The 24,093-nt window shown below is 50.1% G+C and carries 18 protein-coding genes and 2 pseudogenes; 6 read left to right on the forward strand and 14 right to left on the reverse strand.

The features are described from left to right. The first annotated feature begins 606 nt into the window (after window positions 1-606). Entirely contained in the window at window positions 607-765 is a 159-nt protein-coding gene (locus HEN33_RS27105) for a hypothetical protein (protein ID WP_423509186.1), read from the forward strand. Here HEN33_RS27105 and HEN33_RS13965 read toward each other — a convergent pair. After that, a pseudogene (locus tag HEN33_RS13965) lies at window positions 703-2,373 on the reverse strand (potassium/proton antiporter); the annotation flags it as partial. The gene HEN33_RS27105 and the pseudogene HEN33_RS13965 sit on opposite strands and share 63 nt — an antisense overlap. A 94-nt stretch (window positions 2,374-2,467) precedes the next feature. Beyond that, the gene (gene ldcA, locus HEN33_RS13970; protein ID WP_176263668.1) at window positions 2,468-3,382 is read right to left on the reverse strand and encodes a muramoyltetrapeptide carboxypeptidase; all 915 of its coding nucleotides are present in this window, start codon (window positions 3,380-3,382) and stop codon (window positions 2,468-2,470) included. A 99-nt stretch (window positions 3,383-3,481) separates the two neighbouring features. On the opposite strand from ldcA, the gene emtA reads away from it, so the two are divergent. Next, a complete protein-coding gene (emtA, locus tag HEN33_RS13975; protein ID WP_001295616.1) occupies window positions 3,482-4,093 on the forward strand; it encodes a membrane-bound lytic murein transglycosylase EmtA in 612 nt (203 codons plus the stop codon). A gap of 1 nt (window position 4,094) precedes the next feature. Here emtA and ycgR read toward each other — a convergent pair whose 3' ends face one another. After that, a complete protein-coding gene (ycgR, locus tag HEN33_RS13980; protein ID WP_032183986.1) occupies window positions 4,095-4,829 on the reverse strand; it encodes a flagellar brake protein YcgR in 735 nt (244 codons plus the stop codon). A 200-nt stretch (window positions 4,830-5,029) separates the two neighbouring features. Between ycgR and HEN33_RS13985 the strand changes: the two genes are divergently transcribed. Both HEN33_RS13985 and ycgY read left to right on the forward strand, forming a co-directional pair. Continuing rightward, window positions 5,030-5,284, forward strand: a complete 255-nt coding sequence (locus HEN33_RS13985) for a GlsB/YeaQ/YmgE family stress response membrane protein (protein ID WP_000511315.1) — start codon at window positions 5,030-5,032, stop codon at window positions 5,282-5,284. Between the two features lie 177 nt (window positions 5,285-5,461). Continuing rightward, a pseudogene (ycgY, locus tag HEN33_RS13990) lies at window positions 5,462-5,903 on the forward strand (protein YcgY). A 78-nt stretch (window positions 5,904-5,981) separates the two neighbouring features. On the opposite strand, the gene treA reads toward ycgY, so the two are convergent. The 4 genes from treA to dhaK all read right to left on the reverse strand — a co-directional run bounded on the left by treA (window position 5,982) and on the right by dhaK (window position 11,142). Next, the gene (gene treA, locus HEN33_RS13995; protein ID WP_176263667.1) at window positions 5,982-7,679 is read right to left on the reverse strand and encodes an alpha,alpha-trehalase; all 1,698 of its coding nucleotides are present in this window, start codon (window positions 7,677-7,679) and stop codon (window positions 5,982-5,984) included. Between the two features lie 320 nt (window positions 7,680-7,999). Beyond that, a complete protein-coding gene (dhaM, locus tag HEN33_RS14000) occupies window positions 8,000-9,418 on the reverse strand; it encodes a dihydroxyacetone kinase phosphoryl donor subunit DhaM (protein ID WP_001355240.1) in 1,419 nt (472 codons plus the stop codon). 10 nt (window positions 9,419-9,428) lie between these two features. Then, complete coding sequence (gene dhaL / locus HEN33_RS14005; protein WP_176263666.1) at window positions 9,429-10,061, reverse strand: dihydroxyacetone kinase subunit DhaL; 633 nt, start codon at window positions 10,059-10,061, stop codon at window positions 9,429-9,431. A gap of 10 nt (window positions 10,062-10,071) precedes the next feature. Continuing rightward, window positions 10,072-11,142: a dihydroxyacetone kinase subunit DhaK gene (dhaK, locus tag HEN33_RS14010; RefSeq protein WP_176263665.1), complete on the reverse strand. Its 1,071-nt coding sequence runs from the start codon at window positions 11,140-11,142 to the stop codon at window positions 10,072-10,074. 227 nt (window positions 11,143-11,369) lie between these two features. On the opposite strand from dhaK, the gene dhaR reads away from it, so the two are divergent. Beyond that, complete coding sequence (dhaR, locus tag HEN33_RS14015) at window positions 11,370-13,289, forward strand: dihydroxyacetone kinase operon transcriptional regulator DhaR (protein WP_176263664.1); 1,920 nt, start codon at window positions 11,370-11,372, stop codon at window positions 13,287-13,289. 99 nt (window positions 13,290-13,388) lie between these two features. Here dhaR and HEN33_RS14020 read toward each other — a convergent pair whose 3' ends face one another. The 3 genes from HEN33_RS14020 to pth all read right to left on the reverse strand — a co-directional run bounded on the left by HEN33_RS14020 (window position 13,389) and on the right by pth (window position 18,893). Further along, window positions 13,389-16,256 (reverse strand): autotransporter outer membrane beta-barrel domain-containing protein, encoded by a 2,868-nt coding sequence (locus tag HEN33_RS14020; RefSeq protein WP_176263663.1) that lies wholly within the window; start codon window positions 16,254-16,256, stop codon window positions 13,389-13,391. Between the two features lie 844 nt (window positions 16,257-17,100). Next, window positions 17,101-18,192, reverse strand: a complete 1,092-nt coding sequence (ychF, locus tag HEN33_RS14025; protein WP_000505866.1) for a redox-regulated ATPase YchF — start codon at window positions 18,190-18,192, stop codon at window positions 17,101-17,103. Window positions 18,193-18,308: 116 nt separating this feature from the next. Continuing rightward, window positions 18,309-18,893: an aminoacyl-tRNA hydrolase gene (gene pth / locus HEN33_RS14030; protein WP_000152937.1), complete on the reverse strand. Its 585-nt coding sequence runs from the start codon at window positions 18,891-18,893 to the stop codon at window positions 18,309-18,311. A gap of 277 nt (window positions 18,894-19,170) precedes the next feature. Between pth and ychH the strand changes: the two genes are divergently transcribed. Then, on the forward strand, window positions 19,171-19,449 hold the full coding sequence (gene ychH, locus HEN33_RS14035; RefSeq protein ID WP_000823885.1) for a stress-induced protein YchH: 279 nt from the start codon (window positions 19,171-19,173) through the stop codon (window positions 19,447-19,449). A 54-nt stretch (window positions 19,450-19,503) separates the two neighbouring features. On the opposite strand, the gene dauA is transcribed toward ychH, so the two are convergent. The 4 genes from dauA to lolB all read right to left on the reverse strand — a co-directional run bounded on the left by dauA (window position 19,504) and on the right by lolB (window position 23,880). Beyond that, window positions 19,504-21,183: a C4-dicarboxylic acid transporter DauA gene (dauA, locus tag HEN33_RS14040; protein ID WP_072039634.1), complete on the reverse strand. Its 1,680-nt coding sequence runs from the start codon at window positions 21,181-21,183 to the stop codon at window positions 19,504-19,506. Between the two features lie 124 nt (window positions 21,184-21,307). Next, entirely contained in the window at window positions 21,308-22,255 is a 948-nt protein-coding gene (gene prs, locus HEN33_RS14045; protein WP_001298109.1) for a ribose-phosphate diphosphokinase, read from the reverse strand. Between the two features lie 150 nt (window positions 22,256-22,405). Beyond that, the gene (gene ispE / locus HEN33_RS14050; RefSeq protein ID WP_176263662.1) at window positions 22,406-23,257 is read right to left on the reverse strand and encodes a 4-(cytidine 5'-diphospho)-2-C-methyl-D-erythritol kinase; all 852 of its coding nucleotides are present in this window, start codon (window positions 23,255-23,257) and stop codon (window positions 22,406-22,408) included. Continuing rightward, complete coding sequence (gene lolB, locus HEN33_RS14055) at window positions 23,257-23,880, reverse strand: lipoprotein insertase outer membrane protein LolB (RefSeq protein WP_001130692.1); 624 nt, start codon at window positions 23,878-23,880, stop codon at window positions 23,257-23,259. Before lolB ends, ispE begins: the two co-directional genes overlap by 1 nt. Window positions 23,881-24,093: the final 213 nt, after the last annotated feature.

A 24,093-nucleotide genomic window follows, 5' to 3' on the forward strand; every position in this document is an offset into this window, starting at 1 on the left:
TGGCAGCGCCGGAGACGTGAATGTGGTCACCGCAAAGGTGCCACAAAACGTCATTTGCGCTGATATAACGACTCATCGTTGACTTTTCCCGGGTCAGAAATGCCGTGACGGGTCTGGTACATGCGTAACAGATCTGAACAAGTTTTATTACGGCCCAGGCAGCTCTGACGTATTAGTGAAAATACGAAAGCGAACGACCCGGAAATAATCGTTATTAAGCAAAGTAATAACTATAAGAAATCGCTCATGCATCCGGTGCTACAGGCGGATGAAACGCCACTGCAGATACAGGGCAGCCTGAAACGCGTATTCTGTGGGCTACGTCAGCGCGGCAGGTTGCGTGGGGGAATATGTTCGGGCGATGTCAGGCAGGGGCCCCTGATGGTTGACGGGTATACCGGTAATGCGGGGCTGGTTATTCTTCACCTGTTGCAGTCAGAAGAAGCCCTTACGCTGACTTTCTTGAGCCGGTGTTTTGAATTTATTAGCCAGAGCCTGCAATGGTTTGTCATCCATAATTTAACTTTCTTCCGATGTTGGAATGAGCATATTAAAGTCAGGAAATGACAAGGTTATGTACAGGCTCAGGCTGCGTTCAGCAAAGCATTGTATCCGGTGATAGATGCAGCATTTTATTTAAGATTCAGTGTCCTCTTCTGCTACCCGTACACCAATCTTCAACACTTCATTATCTTCTTTCTCGGCCACCGTCCAGATCATCCCGGCAAACTCTACCTGGTCACCGACAACCGGTGCCGCGCCTAACAACTGCTGGACAATTTCACCCAGCGTTTGCTGCTTATCGCGATATTCTCGCCCATCTTCCAGGCCATATATCAGCGCCACATCAGCATATTTGGCACTGGCTTCGAGAATGAAGTCACCAAAGAAGCGTTGATCCAACGCGACTGGCGGCGACTGGCTAAACAGTTTACCGAGTGCCGGGAGATCGCGTTCCCGACCAATTACACACAACACATCACCTTCGCGCAGTCGGGTGCTGCCGGTGGGATGAAGCAACTGGTTATCACGAAACAGTGCCGCAATACGCGTCTCTTTTGGCATATGCAGATCGCGCAGTGCCGCGCCCACGCACCATTTATCGGCACTCAATTGATAAACAAACTGCTCCCATGGATTTTCCGGATGAATATCCAGGCCAACGCGTGACACCGGACGTCCGACGGGCGGAACCACCACTTTGGCCTTTTTCGCCGCCCACGAGAGTGATGTTCCCTGCAATAGCAGTGAAACCAGAACCACAAAGAAGGCGACATTAAAGAACAGTCGCGCATTCTCCAGCCCTGCCATCATCGGGAATACGGCCAGGATGATTGGCACCGCGCCGCGTAATCCCACCCAACTGATAAACACGCGCTCACGTAGATTAAAACCGCGGAACGGTAGCAATCCGGCAAATACCGAAAGAGGACGAGCGAAGAATATCATCCATGCGGACAAAATGAGCGCCGGAATGGCAATAGGCAGCAGATCGCTTGGGTTAACCAACAGCCCCAGCACCAGGAACATGGCGATTTGTGCCAGCCAGGCAAGGCCGTCGAAATTTTGCAGAATGCCGTAGCGGTTGCGAATTGGCCGATTACCCAGCAGAAAACCGCACAGATAAACAGCCAGAATACCGCTGCCTTCCAGCGCCGTGGTTAAAGCAAAAATTAAAATACCGCCGCTTAATGCCAGCAATGGATATAAACCGGCGGGCAGGGCGATGCGATTAATCATTTGCAGCAGTAAATAACCACCGCCAAGACCGATGACAATCCCGAGGCCAAATTGCTGCAGAATATCGACCACGAACATCCAGCTGACACTGCTTTCATGCTGCTGGATCATCGCAATCAGGGTAATCGTCAGAAAGACCGCCATTGGATCATTACTGCCGGACTCTATCTCCAGCGTCGAGCCAACGCGTTCGTTAAGCCCCTTACCACCCAGCAGAGAAAATACCGCCGCAGCATCGGTGGAGCCGACGATAGCGCCGATTAATAAGCCTTCAATCAAATCAAGATTAAACAGCCACGCCGCCATCATGCCGGTTAAACCAGAGGTGATAAGTACGCCCAGCGTCGCCAGTGACAGCGCCGGTCCTAGCGCTACGCGAAAGGAGCTGGCCTGAGTGCGCATCCCGCCGTCGAGCAAAATAATCGCCAGCGCCAGGTTACTTACCATGTAGGCAAAGGGGTAATTATCAAACGGGATACCGCCGACGCCATCGACTCCTGCCAGCATGCCGATCGCCAGAAAAATAACCAGAATAGGAATGCCAAGACGGGAAGAAAATGAACTAAGTAATATACTGCTGGTGACAAGGATGGATCCTAAGATGAAAAGGCTAATTATTGTTGTGGCATCCAACGGTCGGTTACTCCTGATTACGCTGTCTCTTATATAAACCCTACCATATTAGCGGCAGAGACAGCGTTTTACTTAGCCCTGAAGCGTGATTTTTTTACATTTTAAGAACAGGATGACCGCTAATCGTCAACTGAGTGCCTTCCTGGGTGTTATTAAGTATGGCATGTGCGCCCAATGGCAGCGTAACCGTGCGTTGTTCATGACCAAAATCGAGGCCGGTGATAAGTGGAATCGACAGGCGGGAACGCAAAAACGCGTACACAGACTCCAGGTTGTAACCTGCGTCATAATCATTGGGCGTGCTGCCGCTAAAGCTACCGAGAATAATCGCCTTCTGACGGGGCAAAATTCCCGCATGATAGAGCTGCAATAGCATACGTTCGACGCGGAAAGGGTGCTCGTTAATATCTTCCAGCACCAGAATACCATTCTCAATTTGTGGCATCCATGGTGTGCCGATCAGTGAAATGAGCATCGCAAGATTGCCTCCCCACAACATGCCTTCAGTCTGACATGTCGGGCCTTCCCCTTGCCATTTAATGGTGAAGGTTTCATTGCGTAACGCCAGCCAGAAATGATGCTCGGTAAAGGCGTTTAGTTCATCCGCGCCAAAGTTTGCTACCAGCATGGGGCCGCTAAAAGTGATGACATTGCCTTGCGCCAGAAGACCGCACTGAATGGCGGTAAAATCGCTATGTCCGCAAATGAGCAACGGGTCATGTTGTTGGCGAGCCACCAGTGCCTGCCAGTCAATATCCGCCAGTAAACGACTGGCACCGTAACCACCGCGTACAGCCAGCACGATAGTGTTGGGGGTAGTCAGTCTGGCAAGGGAATTGAGATCTTCCAGACGCTCCGTTTCCGTACCCGCAAAACGCTCACAACGACGGGCAATAACCTCGACGTTATTGACCTGATGCCCCGCGTCGGTAAGGCGCTGGATACCACGCAGCGCATCGTGTTGTTTTATGCAGTAACCCGATGGGGCTATTAAGTGAAACAGAGACATGGCAATTCCTTGCTGACAACAGAAACGAAATGTATATCATGCCGCTTAGGTGTGCCGTTGTCACCTCAACGGCGATTCCAGGCTATAAGGATAGAAGAAGTGAAATTAAGATGGTTTGCCTTTTTGATTGTGTTATTAGCGGGTTGTTCATCAAAGCATGACTACACGAACCCGCCGTGGAACGCGAAAGTTCCGGTGCAACGTGCGATGCAGTGGATGCCAATAAGCCAGAAAGCCGGTGCAGCCTGGGGCGTCGATCCACAATTGATCACGGCGATTATCGCTATCGAATCGGGTGGTAATCCGAACGCGGTGAGTAAATCGAATGCCATTGGTTTGATGCAGTTAAAAGCTTCAACCTCCGGACGTGATGTCTATCGCCGTATGGGCTGGAGTGGTGAGCCGACGACCAGCGAGCTGAAGAATCCAGAACGTAATATTTCAATGGGGGCGGCTTACCTGAATATCCTGGAAACCGGCCCGCTGGCAGGCATTGAAGATCCGAAGGTACTGCAATATGCGCTGGTGGTGTCATACGCTAACGGGGCAGGTGCGTTGTTACGGACTTTCTCGTCAGATCGGAAAAAGGCGATCAGCAAAATCAACGATCTGGATGCTGACGAGTTCCTCGACCATGTAGCACGAAATCATCCTGCGCCGCAGGCACCGCGCTATATCTACAAACTTGAGCAGGCACTGGACGCGATGTAAATCAGTCGCGCACTTTGGCCGCTTTCTCCCGGGCTTCCCGCTCGAGAGAGAAAATAATCCGCTGTAATTGCCGCTCCACCGTCGGGCTGACGTTAAGAAAACGGAAGCTCAGACGGGGAGTGGTGATGGTTTCATTCTTGCCATCAATCACTTTGCGCTCGCTGATTGAGATTAACTGGGCGTCAAAGTGAAAAACACCCCATTGCCCCATGTTGACTTCAATCTGAGCGAAGCGCATGCCTTCGTGCAATCCGGCAGGCTTTGCCGTTTCCAGTAATGCGCCCATGCCGCCTAACGACAAATCATACAGGCGGAAACGTAACGTACTGTTATCCGCCAGTTTGGTCTGGCAAAAATAAGGCGGATGGAGTGGGGCGGAGATGCGGAAATATCGGCGTCGTTGTACAAACCACAAGGTGGGAGGCGGTACGGTAATAAATGCCGGAAGCTGCAAGTATTCACTCTGCTGTAGTTGTTCAACAGTAAATTCGACTTTCGCGCCCTGGGTTTCGGCGGTAATGGTAATGTGCTGCGCCTTTAACACAGCGTTGTTATCTTCGGCTTGACTGCCGAAATCCAGCACCAGTTTATCCGGGGTTATTGCCAGTATTTTGCTGATCAGCTGCCCGCCATTCCAACTGATACGCAAAGGAATTGCGGCTTTGTGCAAATCGCGTAACACGCCCAGGACGGCTAACGGATTTTGTTTCAGGAACTGCTCATGGTAATGACTCACGCGGAAAAACTCCTGACTGACAAACTGTCTTTGGTTTATCGGTCACAGTTAACAAAACTTAATACAAATGCGTGAATATTTTTTACATGTTGTTCTTAAATCAGCCGACAAACGCCCAGCATCGATCCCGCCCTTGCCTATACTTAGAGCGTTGACGTAAGCATTTCTTGCGTCCGATTCATCGAAACGAGGGCCTGAACATGGGAATTATTGCCTGGATTATTTTTGGCCTGATAGCCGGTATTATCGCCAAGCTAATCATGCCGGGGCGTGATGGTGGTGGATTTTTCCTGACCTGTATTCTTGGGATAGTCGGTGCGGTGGTCGGCGGCTGGCTGGCGACCATGTTTGGCATTGGCGGCTCCATCAGCGGTTTTAATTTGCACAGCTTCCTGGTGGCGGTAGTGGGCGCTATCCTGGTGCTGGGTGTTTTCCGCCTCCTGCGAAGAGAATAAGATTTTCATAAGGCGGATAGCGATACAGATGTTGCTATTCGCTTTCACATCAGAACGTATATTCGACACCTGCTTTACGGGTGAAAAAAATCAATATAGCACTTAGATGTCCGATAAAGTCGGTTCCCGGTAACAACAACAGAATATTTTTTTTATTATTGTTTCGTTGTTTTTGGTGTGATTCAGAAAATAAATATTTTAGACAGTAGCCAGTCAGGCGTTAAAAAGGGGGGCGGATAGTGAGGCGGCTCTGGCTGCACTTATTGAACATTTAGAATTGATCAATCCTTCAGGCAGATTAAGCCCAAATACCCGTTTGGCAATGCTTCAGTTAAGCGAGGAGGAATGGTCTGAATTCTTTTTTTGGTTGCTAAATTCTCTGGAGTGCCTGGATTATGTGATCATTAATTTAACTCCAGAAAGCAAAAAAACGTTGATGAGCGAACACCGTAACAATATTCAGGTAGCAATTGATGCTTTATATAGCCAACGTCGGCGTAAATCGCCGGGTGATGATAGTGAAATGCTTACCCGTAGAAATGACGCTATCTTCGGCAACCACGTATGGCAAACATTTGCGCAATACTTCCCGCCAGGACTTGAAAAACCGTCTGTGTAGCAAAATCCATAGATATGGTGTTATCTGCCGACAACGCCATCCGGAGAAGTCGAATGACGTTGTCGGAGTAAGCGCTGGTTAAGGTGTGGGTTGTGCCTCTTTGGTTGAGGGTTGCGCCGTTGTTGACTTAACGGTCGGACGCGTCGCCGGAACATTGTCACACGGTTGCTCTTTCGGGCAGATCAAATCCAGCATTTTTAGCGTCACACCATTGGTCCAGCCAAAGCCATCCTGTAATGGATATTCGCCACCGCCGCCACCCGTTCCGGTAGTGCTGACATCATATTTTTCCACCAGCTTTTTCTCCCGATCATAGGTGTGCTGAACATTAGTCAGGAAGTGCCAGCTAATGTCCATCGCCACCTCTTTTTGCCCGTAGTTTTGTAATCCTTCTGTCGCGACCCACTGCAACGGTGCCCAGCCGTTTGGCGCATCCCATTGTTGCCCACTTTTCACCGACGTGGTGTTCAGGCCGCCTGGTTGCAGCAGATGTGTTTTCGTCGCCGTCGCCATTTTGCTGGCGCGATCTTTCGCTGCCGCATTGACGTACAGCGGGAACAGGGCGGCCGCGGTTAACTGATTGCGCACTTTATGACTTTTCAGGTCGTAATCGGCATACCAGCCTTGTTGATCGTTCCACAGGTATTTTTCGATCCCTTTTTGACGGGCATTCGCCAGCGTTTCGTACTGGTTTGCCATCGCGTTATCTCCGGCAGCTTTGCTGGCGCGGGCGAGGATTTTTTCCATTTTAAACATCAGGCTGTTCAGATCGACCGGTACGATGCTGGTGGTGCGTAAGGTATTTAGCTGCTGCGGATTGTCCATCCAGCGCGAGCTGAAATCCCAGCCAGACGCAGCGGCAGAGCGCAGGTCGCGGTAAATTTCAGTGGCAGGTCGATTCGGATTGCTTTTGGCAGTGGCAATATCTTCCACCCATGACTCTGGTCGTGGCGTATCGCGATCGTCCCAGTAGCGGTTGAGAAGGGTACCATCCTGAAGTTTTACAACGCGTTTTTCCTGTTGTCCGGCTTGCAGGTTTTCAACACCGTCCATCCAGTAAGCATATTCTTTTTGCATTTGCGGCAGGTATTGTTTCAACGCGGCGTCGCCTTCATGCTGCGCCAGTAACTCTACCATCAGGGCAAAGAAGGGCGGTTGCGAGCGGCTTAAATAGTAACTGCGGTTGCCGTTGGGAATATGACCGTAAGTGTCTATTTCATGAGCAAAATTGGCCACCATATCCGCAACTTTATCCCAGTGGCCGCTTTCGGCAAGCCCTAACATGGTGAAGTAACTGTCCCAGTAATATACCTCGCGAAAACGTCCGCCCGGCACGACATAAGGTTCCGGCAGCGGTAATAGAGAATCCCATTTTTCGGTGTTTTCGGTAGAACGCGTTAATACAGGCCAAAGTCCGTCAATATGTTCGCGCAGCGACTGCCCTTCTGGCGGAACATATTTCTCTCCCTCTTTCGGCAGAGTGAAATTGACGTTAACGAAATGGCGCAGATCAAAGCCGCTCTGGTTTTGCTGCATTCGATAATCTGCAAGGATCATTAGCGGATCGCTGTTCGGCACGGCATCAGCAAAGGTCTTTTGGTCCGGAAAAAGTTTGGCGTTTTGCACATCGTTAAACAGCGGCCCTAACAAAATATCAGGCGGCTGTGGCATTACTGGCGTTTCTTCTGCCTGCGCCGCTAGCGCAGCGAAACACAACAAAACGCAGGCGGGAATTAACGCTATTTTTTGCGGGCGAGGAGGGGCGGTGGCTTTCATCAATCATTCTCCTTGGGCGAAACCGAACAAAACGGTATTCAAGTATCAGAAAACCTTAGTTCAGGATCGCACTAACTGCATGATCGAAATCTCATTCTGCGAACTGTCAGGCATTTTGGAAAAGGAGATTAAAGGGATAAATAAGGGCGAAATAGAGTAATTAAATAAAGTCTGTTTATTAGCCAGCCAGCGACGTTTGGTTTGCGATTAGCGCAGAAAAAATCATCATGATTTGGTAAAAAATATAACAGGTAGTTAAAAAATATCAGAGCAGAGTAAATTGCCGGATGGCATCAGAACGATGCCATCCGAACGGTGGTTTATCCCTGATGGCTGAAACGTTGCGTTTTAACGTCCAGCGTTAACGTTTCTTCAGGTTGTATCGCATACAGTTTCTCACCCTGCTGGCAAATCCAGCCAATCCCCAGTTCGTGGGCGATTAGGGCGCTGTGGGATACCGGACTTCCGGCGCTAAGGCAGATCCCTTTTACAACCGCCGGATCCAGTTGCAGAACCGTGGACGGATAAATGTTCTCCGCCAGTAAAATGGTTGGCGAGTTAAATTGCGGGAGTTCTTCTTTCGTTTGCGTCAGGTGGATTAGGGTGCGATGTAGAAGATCGTCCACATCGATATAGCGAGCCTGTAAATATTCATCATCCAGTTGTTGGTATTGCTGGCTTAGTTCTTTAAGAACGTGCTGCCAGGCATATTCTGCTGTGCAATGCTCATGCTGAAGAAATTCGTTTGCCGCCGCCAGCAGTTCTGGATCATCTAACAGTGTATGGTGACCAGAAAAGATTGCGGCAATATCGTCAAGCCCGCTCGCTTCTGCTTTCGCTGTTAACGTCATCAGATCTAATAACGTGAAGTCAATTGCCTGACGTAATCGTTCTTGTTCTTCTTCCACGGTCAGAGTTGATTTTGCCTGTACCGTACATAAAACTGGTTGATAATAAAAGGCTTTACCCGAAACAGGCGGAATGGGCCGCTGAGTGGGCGGAGCAACTTCTTCCGTTTCACCAAAGTTATCTTCAGCCAGCTGACGGAAAGCAACCAGCGCCTCTTCAGCTTCTGGCCCTTTCGCAATCAGGCGCAGCGTATCGTTATAGCGGACTTGTAGTAGCGCGATCTGGTTAATACTCTCCGGCGTGACGCATTTACCGTTTTTCTCCAGCAACATATCGGCATTAAATGTCGATAAGGTATAAACCAGCCGGGAGGCCGGACGTACATGAAGGCCGTTACGGTTTTTAATGACCACGGCCAGAGAATGGGCTTCTTCATCGTACGGAGGACATGTGTCAGCGATTTCGGTGTCGGAGGACGGTAAACCCAGTTGTTCACGTTTGGCTTCCAGCGCATGCATGGCGTCATAGATAACTTTGTCGATATCTGCTCCCGAGGCCGCGCTGACTGTTGCTGCCAGTGTACCTTCGACTAACGGTGCCGCACACAAACGTACTTTTGCGGCGATCTCGGGGGCCAGCAACTCCAGTGCAGTTTCAGCACTCAATAATGCGCTACCCATATCCATCATCACCAGCACATGGTCGGCATCGGCAACGGACTCGATGGCCTCCATCACTTTGACGGCATCGGTACCAATGGGATTTTGGGGATCGTCAATTCCCGCGGCAATGGCGATTTTACAGCTATCACTCATTAACATCTGACGGGCTAATTCACCGACACCTTCTCCCAGTCGGGCGCTATGTGAAACTATGACCAGGTTTACCATCACCATTTCCTTACTCTTTTGCGGCTAACGCCAGCATTTGCATCATAAACATCACGGAGGTCGCGCCGGGATCCTGGTGACCAATACTGCGTTCACCGAGATAACTGGCGCGGCCTTTGCGGGCTTGCATCGTAATCGTACTTTGTGCAGCGGATTCAGCGACGCTACTGGCGGCTTCGAGCGCCACCGGAACAGAGAGATTTTGCTCGCTGGACTGACGTAACGATTCCACCACCGGTACCCAGACATCACACATAGTTTTATCGCCAGGTTCGGCTTTCCCGCGATTGATTACACCGTCTACACCATCGCGGAACATCTGATACAGTTCTTCCAGCGTCAGGCTTTGCCGTGCCTGTGTCGCCTGTGCGGCGCGGATAAAGAAAGTACCGAACAGCGGACCACTGGCACCACCGACGCTGGAAAGCAGCGTCATGCCGGTATTCTTGAGAATGAAACCGATATCTTTATCTGCGATAGCAGGGAGTTTTTCTACCACCTTGCTAAAGCCACGGTTCATATTTAGCCCGTGGTCAGCGTCGCCAATTTCGCGATCCAGTCCGGTAAGATACTCGCTCTCGGTGCTGAAAATATCGCCGCAACGAGTGAGCCAGTTAACAATTTGAGTTCTGCTCAGTGACATTGCTATCTCCTTATTTACCCCAGTTAAGGGCCGGGGTGTGGACCGGGGCGTCCCAGAGTGCCAGCGTTTCGTCATCAACTTTCAGTAAGGTGATTGAGAAACCGGTCATATCCAGTGAGGTGCAGTACGCGCCAATTAAATTACGCTCGATAGTCAATCCCGCTTGCTGGCAACGTGTGGTCAGGCGGTTATAGACGCCATACAGTTCAGAAAGCGGAGTTGCGCCAAGATTGTTAACCAGCGCAATCACCCGATCGCCAGACTGGAGCGGTTGTTTGGTTTGTGATTCTTCCTGCCAGCTGCCTTGTTGATAATCCCAGAAACGCAAAGTGCGATGGTATGAGCCATTTTCCAGCAGGGTGTCAAACATTTCATCGACGGTTTGATCAAGGGAAGAGAAGGGACGGCGGTCAATACCTGGCTCACCATGAATGCCGACGCCAAACTCCATCTCATTGTCCGCAAGGGTAAAAGAAGGTTTGCCCGCGGCAGGAACGGTACAGGCACCGAGAGCGATACCTATTGAGTGGCCTTGATTATTCAACTTACGCCCCAGTTTCGCACAGGCGTCCAGTGAGTCGCCACGCTCCGCCGCAGCGCCTACGAGTTTTTCAATTAATACGGTGTTGGCAACGCCGCGCCGCCCGGCGGTATAAAGACTGTCTTTTACTGCAACGTCGTCATCAATCACCACAGTGGTCACTTTTACGCCGCTATCGTGCAGTAACTCGGTCGCTGTTTCAAAGTTAAGAATATCGCCGGTGTAATTTTTGATAATCAGCAGTACACCTTCGCCGCCATCAATTTGCATGGCGCATTCAAAAATTTTATCGGGCGTCGGTGAGGTGAATATTTCGCCCGGACAGGCTCCCGAAAGCATCCCTTGACCGATATAACCGCAGTGCATCGGTTCGTGTCCGCTGCCGCCGCCCGACAGCAGGGCGACTTTTCCTGCAACGGGGGCATCAGCTCGGGTGACATACACCGGATCCTGATGCAGTGTCAGCGATGAATGCGCTTTCGCCAGACCCGCCAGTTGTTCGTCCAGAACGTCTTGCACATCATTGATCAATTTTTTCATTATCTTGCTCCAGCAATTACGGTAGGGCATGGATGATGTTCAACGACACGGCGACCACTGACTGCCGATAAATCCATTGTGCATCAGGTAAGGGAAAAGAAAATTAGCCCAAATTATGTTTCATGGTGAAACATATGTTTTAATGAATGTTCCATATTGAAACTTTTACGCGTTTTAATACTAAAAATTGCGAGCCGGAACACCTTTTGTCACAAAGGATGCGGGATATGAGTGGCGCTTTTAACAACGATGAACGGGGCATATCTCCCTTAATTGCAGCCTCCTGGGAGCGATGCAATAAACTGATGAAACGGGAGACATGGAGCGTACCGCACCAGGCCCAGGGCGTGACATTTGCTTCTATCTATCGGCGTAAGAAAGCGATGCTGACGCTCGGGCAGGCTGCGCTGGAAGATGCCTGGGAATATATGGAATCGCGGGCGTGCGGACTGTTCATCCTTGATGAAACCGCCTGCATCCTTAGTCGTTTTGGTGATCCACAAACGCTGCACCAGCTTAGTGTCCTGGGATTCAATGACGGCACGTATTGCGCAGAGGGAATTATTGGTACCTGTGCGCTATCGTTAGCGGCTATCTCTGGTCAGGCCGTGAAAACGATGGCCGATCAACATTTCAAACAGGCACTCTGGAACTGGGCCTTTTGTGCAACACCGTTGTTTGACAGCAAGGGCCGATTGACGGGAACAATAGCGCTGGCGTGTCCGGTTGAGCAAACTACCGCAGCTGATTTGCCGTTGACGTTGGCAATCGCACGCGAGGTCGGAAATTTACTGCTGACCGACAATTTACTGGCTGAAACAAACCGACATTTAAATCAACTTAACGCCTTGCTGGAAAGTATGGACGATGGCGTGATTAGCTGGGACGAGCAGGGTAATTTGCAATTTATCAATGCCCAGGCGGCGCGGGTCTTGCGCCTTGACGCGACGGCAAGTCAGGGAAGGGCGATCACTGAACTCTTAACGTTACCCGCTGTATTGCAACAAGCAATAAAACAGGCACATCCGCTCAAACACGTAGAAGCAACCTTTGAAAGTCAGCACCAGTTTATTGATGCGGTGATAACCCTTAAACCGATAATAGAAACGCAGGGAACCAGCTTTATTTTGTTGCTCCATCCCGTGGAACAGATGCGGCAGTTGATGACCAGTCAATTGGGAAAAGTCAGCCATACCTTCGCTCATATGCCACAGGACGATCCGCAAACTCGCCGCTTGATTCATTTTGGCCGCCAGGCGGCGCGTAGTAGCTTTCCTGTTTTGCTTTGTGGCGAAGAGGGCGTAGGCAAGGCACTGCTAAGTCAGGCAATTCATAATGAAAGTGAGCGTGCAGCGGGGCCTTACATCGCCGTCAATTGTGAGTTATATGGTGATGCGGCGCTGGCGGAAGAATTTATTGGCGGCGATCGCACGGACAATGAAAATGGTCGTCTGAGTCGACTGGAACTGGCGCACGGCGGCACGCTGTTTCTTGAAAAGATTGAATATCTGGCGGTGGAGTTACAGTCTGCTTTGCTTCAGGTTATCAAGCAGGGTGTTATCACGCGACTGGATGCGCGGCGTTTAATACCAATTGATGTCAAAGTGATTGCCACAACGACCGCGGACCTGGCAATGCTGGTGGAACAAAATCGCTTTAGTCGCCAGCTGTATTACGCGCTGCATGCATTTGAAATTACCATCCCGCCTCTGCGTATGCGGCGTGGCAGCATTCCGGCGCTGGTGAATAACAAATTACGCAGTCTTGAAAAACGCTTCTCTACGCGTCTGAAAATTGATGACGATGCCCTCGCTCGCCTGGTTTCTTGTGCATGGCCAGGCAACGATTTTGAACTTTACAGCGTCATCGAGAATCTTGCTCTGAGTAGTGATAACGGGCGCATTCGCGTCAGTGATTTGCCTGAACATCTGTTTACCGAGCAGGCGACAGATGATGTCAGCGCCACTCGCCTTTCCACCAGTCTGTCATTTGCGGAAGTTGAAAAAGAGGCAATTATTAACGCAGCCCAGGTCACAGGCGGTCGCATTCAGGAAATGTCGGCTTTACTTGGTATCGGCCGCACTACGCTGTGGCGGAAAATGAAGCAACATGGCATTGATGCAGGGCAGTTTAAGCGCCGGGTATGAAAGACAGAGACGATTTCTGATACATCTGAGTGATCTGTATTTCATTCCGGCGCACGCTAAAAATTTTCAGCATCGTTTAAGGGCTTGTCTATCCCGCACTTAAAAGCTGAAGCGATATCCTCCGTTGACTTGCTTCTGATCAAAGAGATTACCCTGCGTGTAATCCGCTTCGAGATAGAATGTGTGCTGTTTGTTATACTGTGCACTGACTCCCACGCCGTTATTCCAGCCATTACCTTTGAAACTGTACTTCTCCCGGGAGTTGTTCAACAGATATTCGGTATCCCCTGAAAACTCGCGGATAGCGCCAGTCTTCACATAGACATTCAGCTGGCTGTTGCCTGCGGTGATGTCATATCCCAGTATCATGCTGGCACGCCCCAGCAGCGATTCGTAGTGATTCAGATGTATATTGAGACCATTACTCGCCTTCATAGCCATCCCATTCTGGTGGCTGTATGTGAGCTGGGTTTGCGGCTCTATATAGAACCCATAACCAGTAGGGGTCAGGTTGAACCTCTGCCCGGCTTCCAGGGAGATGCTCAATCCATTCGCAGTGCCGTTGGCGTTAACGCCGTTGTTCTGACTGTCCAGTACGTGGAAACTATTTTTCTGGTGCGATGCTTTTACAACGAGATCGCTGTAAAAACCGTTGTGTGCCATGTAACTGGCGTACATTCCCATGTAGTCTGAACGTGCGGTACCGTCGCCTCCGCTATAGTCCGGCGATGCATGTGTTGAGCCAATATACAGACCGACATACAACGGCATTTCATCAGAGAGACGTTTATCCCCACCAAACTGGATACCGCTGTAACCCATGTCAAAGCCGCTCAGTTTGCCACTGGCAAAGGAGTCCAGGCTTCCCCCATAACTGCGCAACCAGATATTACCGTCTTTACCCTGATTTCGCAGGTCACCCATCCGTTGCATCAGCGTACGGTTTTCAACATAGTTCAATAAGTAACCGACATTGAGATAATTGCCGCCAGCATCTGCGGTCGTGGTGGGTTTAGGCGTGGGAGCGGGGGCAGGCGTAGGATCGGGGTTGACTATGGGGGGCTGAGCGGGAGCTGGTGTGGGCTCTGGATTAGGAGTCGGCTCCGGAATTGTCCCGGAAGCATAAAGCTCCCAGTTAGTGCCATTTTTACGCACATCATACAGATATCCCCCCAACTCAACCTGAGAAGACGCGCTGAACGAGGCCGCGCCGTCAGTGGTTTTTACCACTGTCAGAACTTCATTTCCCGTTGTGGCCTCGCTGCCCTGGTTACGGATAGCCAATACGTGATTACCAGCACTACTCCCGCAGATATTCAATAAATCTCCTTTATTATTAACGCCATTACCCTCGCCAACAACATCAGCACGCATAATAAAGGTACTGTTACCGCTAAGGTTCTCTACGTTTAATGTGGTAAATGTGCCGGCAGTTGACGCGTGGCTGGCAAAATCGACAGTTGAATGGCTCAGCGCCAGCGTGTCGAGATTAGAATTACTTGTTACGTTCCAGACGCTGTTATTCATTGCAACGTCCAGTTTCCCGCCATTGACATTATCGCTGAGGGAAGAACCTGTCCAAACCGACCCAGGGTGCATATCCAGATTGATTAGCCCACCTTTAGAAAGAACGCTACCGTTGATAAGCATACGACCCGAGGCGTTGATGCGGCTGGCGGCATAACCATCGTCATGTTGCGTTGCGATGGCCATCTGGTCGGGTGTACTCATATCAATGACCAGATCGCTCGTGAGATCGATCTGGCTGTTGGTCATGGCATAAATCCCCCTGGCTCCTGCCGCGCCGGTGATAGCCAAACTGTCTCCGGTTATTCTACCGCCGCTGAGCGCCCACAAACCCAGCGCCAGACTGCCATTACGATCAACCGTAATATCGGTATTTTGCATGTTGATAACAGCCGTTGCCGTCTGGGCTGAGGCACCATAAGAACCGCTGGAAAAGATGCTGTTTCGTTGCGCTGCCGTGCCAGAAAAATTGATTGTCGCGTCTGAACCACTGGTTACGAGGCCACCGCCCTGCGCGGAAGAAATATGGCTATCAGCACCGATAGTGGTTGTACCACCACGAACTTCGACGCCATTGGCAGCGGCTCCAGTTACATCAACAGTGAGTGCATTCGCGCTCACCTGGCCAAAGCTCCAGAGGCCGTGTGCATTATCGCCATTGGTTTTAATGGTACTGTTTGTTCCGAGATCGACAACAGAGTTTTTCTGTACGTTTATTCCCATGGCGCTGTAGCCCTGAACATCGATTGTCAGGTCTGTCGCCGTAAAACGCGCAGCACCGTTGGCGTTATTGCCGTTGAGACCACCGATATAAACACCTGTACTTCCATCGGTCTTGATTTTACTACCGCTTCCAAGATCGACACTGGTGCCATAGTCATTGATGGTTAGGCCTATACCGTTCGAGTTTTCAATGGTGATTTGAGAGGCTGTTAGTGTTGAGCTATGCCCAATAATGATGCCGTCATCGTTACTCTTAATGGTGCTGCCTGTGCCTAAGTCAGCATGTGTATAGTCACCAATTAAATTAATGCCGATGGCAGAGGTTTGACCAACAACATCTACTGTAAGTCGGTTAGCTGTCAGAGAGCTGTTCTTGCCCTGAATAATGATTCCCTTTGCATATCCAGAGGCGTCGTTGACATTGACGGTGACATCATCACCCAGGTTGATATTGCCAGGCGTGTTTCCTGCTGGGGTCATTACACCATAGAGGTTTCCTGATGGATCGGCGGTATCTCCTGTAATTCTGTCACCATCATTAATAGTAATATTGGTGCCATTTTGACTTCCTAAATCAGCAGCTATCAGCAGGGGGGAAAAGATAATTGCATTCAAACCAATAGCGCCATATTTTATCAGTTGAATGGAGGGCGAACGGATTTTTAATTCAGCGAGACGATCGGCTTTGGTATTCCCATTGTGTTGTTTGATGCCCATACCACTCCTATATAGTACCCAAGCTATGGGTCTATGGATTTTGTCATTTTGTTTAAGTCAATGAATAATATCCTCTTATCATCATGATATTTGTATGGTGCAATCATGATGAGCTGCTCTGAGAATAATTCTCTATTACCGGGCAAAATCAGGAACACAGGAATTAATATATATTTAACATCCCCCTTACAAAGGTGAGTTTAGATCGAGTTATTCCCTAAGTTGTCGTTACTTATTCCAATTCGTTACTATGAATATGACAAAAACATTACAACAAACAGCGGTTAAATAATTTGGTGAATATTTTTGGTAATAATCCTAATTAGTTATGGGATTTTCGCTTGATGTAACTGCATAACAAAAACAATATGAGCCATTTTTGCATTACTAATAAGAAAAAGCAAAAAACATCGATATTCATTTTTGATCAATGGATTTTCTGGCATATCGTTATTATCGTGATACTGGTTATCATTTTCATCTTACCAGGATCGCACGTAATCACGTTATTCGGGGGCTTTATCTGCTGGATATTGCCCTTCAGGCAAGTCCTTTTCTCGCCAGCATATTGGAGCGTGATCAATATTGATCAGCTGTAAAAGGTGTCTGATGTGCAGTGGAACACAAACTTACGTGATCTCATTGCTAATGAGATATCCCTCATCTGAACACTTATGTCTTTAATTATTCTCGTGGTTCACTATAGGCAATAAGCACAAAAGTGTAGGATGTTATAAGAATGGTTAGGACTCGGTGAAATGAAAAATCCACGCAATTGCGTGGATTTTATATACTTTTGCGCTCTTCATGAGATTTAGCGAAACCTCATGAGACAACAAATTAATTAGACATTGAACAGGAAGTTCATTACATCGCCATCTTTAACGATGTAATCTTTACCTTCTGCACGCATTTTGCCTGCTTCTTTCGCGCCTTGTTCACCTTTGTAAGTGATGAAATCTTCGAACGAAATAGTTTGTGCGCGGATAAAGCCTTTTTCAAAATCAGTATGGATTTTGCCAGCGGCCTGCGGCGCGGTTGCACCAACCGGAATGGTCCATGCACGCACTTCTTTCACCCCAGCGGTGAAGTAAGTTTGCAGGTTCAGCAGCTTATAACCGGCACGGATCACGCGGTTCAGGCCCGGCTCTTCCAGCCCAAGCTCCTGCATAAACTCGTCACGTTCTTCGTCGTCCAGTTCGGCAATGTCTGCTTCAACAGCAGCACAAACCGGAACCACAACAGAACCTTCTTTCGCCGCGATTTCACGCACCTGGTCAAGATACGGGTTGTTTTCAAAACCGTCTTCGTTGACGTTGGCGATGTACATTGTTGGTTTCAGCGTCAGGAAGCTCAGGTAACGAATAGCCGCTTTCTCTTCAGCGCTTAAATCCAGCGCGCGCAGCATACCTGCGTTTTCCAGCTGCGGCAGGCATTTTTCCAGTACCGCCAGCTCGGCTTTCGCGTCTTTATCGCCACCTTTGGCTTTCTTCTGTACGCGATGAATCGCACGTTCGCATGTGTCGAGGTCTGCCAGCGCCAGTTCGGTGTTGATAACTTCAATATCATCCGCCGGGTTAACTTTGCCGGAAACGTGAATGATGTTGTCGTTTTCAAAGCAGCGAACAACGTGACCGATCGCTTCGGTTTCACGGATGTTGGTCAGGAACTGGTTACCCAGACCTTCGCCTTTCGATGCGCCTTTTACCAGACCGGCGATATCGACAAATTCCATGGTCGTGGGAAGCGTACGCTGCGGTTTTACGATTTCAGCCAGTTGATCCAGGCGAGGGTCAGGCATTGGTACGACGCCTGTGTTCGGCTCGATGGTGCAGAATGGAAAGTTGGCCGCTTCAATACCGGCTTTGGTCAGCGCGTTGAACAGGGTAGATTTCCCGACGTTGGGCAAACCGACGATACCGCATTTGAATCCCATGATTTAAATCACCTTAATATCTTAATAATCAACCTGTTATTGCTAACAGATTGCAGAAATGGAAATAACTTTGCCTATTATACACGGCACTCGGCAAAAATGCCGCAGACAACGACTTATTGCGCTTTAAAGGCGTGCAATCGGTTCGTTGCTTTGGTCAAGCCCTCTGTAAACCACATTTCAGTACAACGTGCCGCTTCGTCGATGGCTTCATCAATTAACTTCTGTTCACTAACAGGCGGTTTGCCTAACACAAAACCGACAACTTTATTTTTATCGCCCGGATGACCAATTCCGATGCGTAAACGGTGAAAGTTAGGGTTATTACCCAATTTACTGATGATGTCTTTCAGTCCATTGTGACCACCATGGCCACCGCCCAACTTAAATTTGGCGACGCCAGGAGGCAGATCCAGTTCGTCGTGGGCCACCAGAATCTCGTCCGGATTAATGCGGAAAAAACTGGCCATCGCCGCAACGGCTTTGCCGCTGAGATTCATAAATGTAGTCGGGACTAACAGGCGGACATCTTCGCCTCCAAGGGTGACTCGCGAAGTATAACCAAAGAATTTAGCCTCTTCGCGCAGCGGAGCGCGCAAACGCTCTGCCAGTAAGTCAACGAACCAGGCACCAGCATTATGTCGCGTTGCGGCGTATTCAGCGCCGGGGTTCGCCAGGCCGACAATCAATTTAATCGTCACGTTTTTTTGTCCTGAGTGTGTACATAACTGGCGCGTAGTTTACTGGTTGCGGCCCCGCTTGACAAAAAACTGCGTATCAAATGCAGATAACGCAATAATTGCCTAAGTGGACTATTAGAAAGTCAAGGTGTTCAGGCGTTTATTTGTAAAGTTTTGTTGAAATAAGGGTTGTAATTGTGATCACACCCGCACATAACCCACAGGGTGTTGTCTATACTTTACACATAAGGAAGAGGGGTATTCCCTGTTACAACCCAGAAGGTTCCGGAGGTGACATATGAAACGCAAAAACGCTTCGTTACTCGGTAACGTGCTCATGGGGTTGGGTCTGGTGGTGATGGTAGTTGGTGTGGGGTATTCAATCCTCAACCAGTTACCACAGTTTAATATGCCCCAGTATTTCGCACATGGTGCAGTGCTAAGTATTTTCGTCGGTGCCATTCTCTGGCTGGCGGGTGCCCGTGTTGGCGGGCATGAACAGGTGTGCGACCGTTACTGGTGGGTTCGCCACTATGACAAACGTTGCCGCCGTAGCGATAATCGCCGTCATAGCTAACAAATAATGCAGTTTGCTGACCAGTCAGTTTGCGCTGACTGGTCAATTTCGTACTTATAAATCCGCCATCGCCGCGCGACGATTCGGGAAGAAAGCAAGGCGGCCCGGGATCGGTTGAATGCCTGCGCGAGCCATAGTGCGCAGTGGCTGGAATTCCACGTTACACACGCGGAGTTCACATCCTTCGGGCAGACGCTTCACAAAACGCTGGAACGCATCAAGGCCACCAGCATCAAGCACCGGAACGGCATCCCACTTCAGAATGACAATCCGCTTGCCTTCAAGACGTGACTCCAGGTCCGTGAACAAGCCTTCAGCGGCAGCAAAGAACAGCGGGCCAATAACGCGCAGAACCAGAACATCGTCTGGAACGTCTACGACTACCGGTGCCAGGCGAGTCATACGTGCGATACGACGCATAAACAGTAGCGATGCCAGCACGATCCCCACGCTGATGGCAATAACCATATCAAACAGCACAGTCAATGACATACACAGTAGCATGACGATGATGTCATCTTTCGGCGCATGACGCAGCAAGTCGACCACTTTGTGCGCTTCACTCATGTTCCACGCTACCATCAACAGCAGGGCCGCCATGGCGGAAAGCGGCAGCCAGGAGAGCAGCGGTGCCAGTACCAGCAGGGCAAGAATAACCAGAATAGAGTGGATCACCGCCGAGATAGGGGAAGTAGCCCCGGCACGGACGTTAGCGGCAGAACGCGCGATGGCAGCTGTAGCGGTAATACCACCAAAGAACGGAGCGATAATATTCCCCAGCCCCTGTCCAACCAGTTCACTGTTCGCTTTGTGTTTCGTTCCGGTCATACCATCCAGTACCACGGCACAGAGCAGAGATTCGATTGCGCCGAGCATTGCCATTGAGAATGCCGCAGGCAGCAGTGTGCGAATAGAATCCCAGGTTAGCGTGAATTCTGAATTAGGCAGGTCCCACGGCAGTACCAGCTGTGGCAGCAGTTGCGGAATACCGTTACCCTGAGTACCATCGGCCAGGACGTAGTGGAATTGCGAACCGATGGTAGCAACATGTCCGCCGAGCAGGTTAACAATCCCCATCACCGCGCAACCAGCCAGCAAGGCCGGAAGGTGACCGGGTAAACGAATGCCCAGACGTGGCCAGAAAACCAGAATGCCAAGCGTCACAATGCCAATGGCAGCATCACCCACATTAATGGTCGGCAACGCCATAAATAATGCGCCGACTTTTTGTAGATAATGCTCCGGGACATGGGCCATTTGCAGACCGAGAAAATCTTTAATCTGCATGGTACCGATGGTGATCCCGATACCCGAGGTGAAACCTAAGGTCACGGAAACCGGAATATATTCAATCAAGCGTCCAAAACGTGCCAGCCCCATCAGGATCAAAAAGACACCTGACATGAGTGTCGCGACCAGCAGTCCTGCCAGTCCAAACTGTTGCGAAACGGGATAGAGAATTACCACAAATGCCGCAGTCGGACCGGAAACGCTAAAGCGTGACCCACCCGTCAGAGCAATGACAATCCCCGCAACAGCTGCGGTATATAAACCGTACTGGGGTGCCACACCACTACCAATAGCTAACGCCATTGCCAGCGGGATAGCAATAATCCCGACGGTTATCCCGGCAATCAGGTCACGGGTAAACCGTGCGGCAGTATATTTTTCTTTCCAGCAAGCGTCGATCAGAGCGCGGAAAGGCATCACATGTGAGGAAAATATTTTGTTCACAATAATGTTTCATCCGTGAGCGCATCATCTGTCAACTAAATGGCAGGTGAAGGAGGCATAGGTCATACAAATGGATATTACAGACAAAAAAACCCGCCGCAGCGGGTCTTTGAGCCGGGTTCGATTAGTGTTCGAACATGGCAGAGATCGATTCTTCGTTGCTGATACGACGAATCGCTTCGGCCAGCATACCTGACAGGGTCAGAGTACGCACGTTCGGCAGTGATTTGATTTCATCGCTCAGCGGAATGGTATCGCAGACAACGACTTCATCAATTACAGAGTTACGCAGGTTGTTCGCCGCGTTGCCAGAGAAGATCGGGTGAGTCGCGTACGCAAATACACGTTTAGCACCACGTTCTTTCAGAGCTTCAGCAGCTTTACACAGCGTACCGCCAGTGTCGATCATATCATCGACCAGTACGCAGTCACGACCTGCAACGTCACCGATGATATGCATCACCTGGGAAACGTTCGCACGCGGACGACGTTTGTCGATGATTGCCATATCGGTATCGTTCAGCAGCTTAGCGATAGCGCGGGCACGCACAACGCCGCCGATGTCCGGAGAAACCACAATTGGGTTATCCAGATTCAGCTGCAGCATGTCTTCCAGCAGGATCGGGCTACCAAATACGTTATCAACCGGAACGTCGAAGAAACCCTGAATCTGTTCAGCGTGCAGATCCACTGTCAGCACACGGTCAACACCGACGCTGGAGAGGAAGTCTGCAACCACTTTCGCAGTGATTGGTACACGAGCGGAACGGACGCGACGGTCCTGGCGCGCATAGCCAAAGTAGGGGATAACAGCGGTGATACGACCTGCGGAAGCACGACGCAGGGCATCAACCATAACGACTAATTCCATCAGGTTGTCGTTAGTAGGGGCACAAGTGGACTGGATGATGAAAATATCACCACCGCGTACATTTTCGTTAATTTGTACGCTGACTTCGCCGTCGCTAAAGCGACCTACAGCGGCGTCGCCGAGTGAAGTGTACAGGCGGTTGGCAATACGTTGTGCTAGTTCCGGGGTGGCGTTACCAGCAAAAAGCTTCATATCAGGCACGAGAAGAACCTCAGGCATGCGTCCATTGGTGGAAAGAATCTGCCGAAAACTGTGCGGGCCAGGCATGATTCTTTCCAGGCGGTGTATTAAAGAGCGCGATGCAACGTCTGGAACAAGGTGACGTTGTCACCGAAACTCAGCTTGCCCGGCTTAAAGCATGGCTCTGTGCAATGGGGAAAGATTAACGCCTTTCGCCACAAAGCCATTGAGCCATTCCGGGGCTTGCTCTAGCACCTGGCGGGCTTCAGACTCTGTATCAAATTCAGCAAAGACACAGGCCCCTGTCCCAGTCAGGCGCGACGGGGCGTATTCTAACAGCCAGGAAAGCACCGCATCAACCTCGCGAAAACGTTTTCTTGCGATAACCTCGCAATCATTGCTGAATTCACATTTTAGCAACGTTTCTATTGACCTTTTTGGCGTATTGCGCGGGAGTTCAGGATCTTTAAAAATCACCGGTGTCGGAATACTTACACCAGGGTGCGCCACCAAGAACCACTTCTCTGGCGGATCCACCGGCGTTAGTATTTCACCAACGCCTTCGGCAAACGCGGCATGCCCCCGAACAAAGACAGGAACATCTGCGCCCAGCGTCAGCCCCATTTCTGCCAGCTCATCCATGCTTAGTCCGCATTGCCAGAGATAATTTAACGCCACCAGAACCGTCGCGGCATTGGATGAACCACCGCCGAGACCGCCGCCCATCGGCAAACGCTTATCAATGCTGATATTCGCACCGCTTCCCGTCGGAAGACGCCCGCTGTCTGCCGCAGTTTTCATCAACAACCGTGCTGCGCGAACGATCAGGTTATCTTCATGTTCCACGCCTTCAACGGGTGTTAACAGACGAATATCCCCATCGTCACGAAGCTCAATGCTGATGGTGTCGCCGTAATCCAGGAACTGAAACAGCGTTTGCAGCGTGTGGTAACCGTCCGCACGCTGACCGGTAATGTATAAAAACAGATTAAGTTTTGCCGGAGAGGGCCACTGTGTCAGCATTATTTCACTATCCAGTTATCCATTTTTAACTTGATGCGCTGACCACCATCGGTGAGTTCCATATTGGCTGGCATCGCAGGTTGCGTTTTGGTGTCATAACCACCGTAAACAACTTTCCAGTTTTTGCCGTTTTGGCTGTAGGTGATTTCGCTGAGGCGATATTGATCGTCCAGTTTGTAGTCGGTTGCATCACCCGGTAAACCTAAAATCCACTGACGCAAACTGTTGAGCGGAATCGGCATTCCGGTCAATTTGCCAATCATCTCTTCGGCGTCATCGGCGGTGTAACGCTGCCCTTTATTGTCGACTAACTGCACGTTACCCGGCTGAGCATTCAGCTCCAGTTCGGTGCTGCCCAATGGGTTAGTCAGTAGCAGACGATAGCGATCCTGGCCGGTTTGTTGCCAGAAAAAGCGGGCGTAGACTTTTTGTTGATCAGAAATATAAGCGAATGCACCGCGAGTCTGATACTGATTAAGATTACGCACGTCTTGCTGATGCTGACGCCATTGTGGCGAATCCGGGCTTTTGCCAGGACCTTTCGGCGTGGTAACGGAACAGGCAGTAAGCACGAGAGCAGCCAGTGGTAGCAGACGGATAAGACGAAAATCGGGCAGGGGCATAATGATGACAAGTCCTTGAGATACGTTGCAGTTATAACCCTTAATGCTAGCGTTACCGTCCGCTATCGTCTATGTTCAAGTTGTCTTAATTGCCAGAATCTAACGGCTTTCGGCAATTACTCCAAAAGGGGGCACTCTCTTTTATTGATCTCGCGCATCCTGTATGATGCGAGCAGACTAACCCTATCAACGTTGGTATTATTTCCCGCAGAC

It is taken from the genome of Escherichia sp. 94.0001 (assembly GCF_013369155.2).
GTDB lineage: Bacteria > Pseudomonadota > Gammaproteobacteria > Enterobacterales > Enterobacteriaceae > Escherichia > Escherichia coli_F.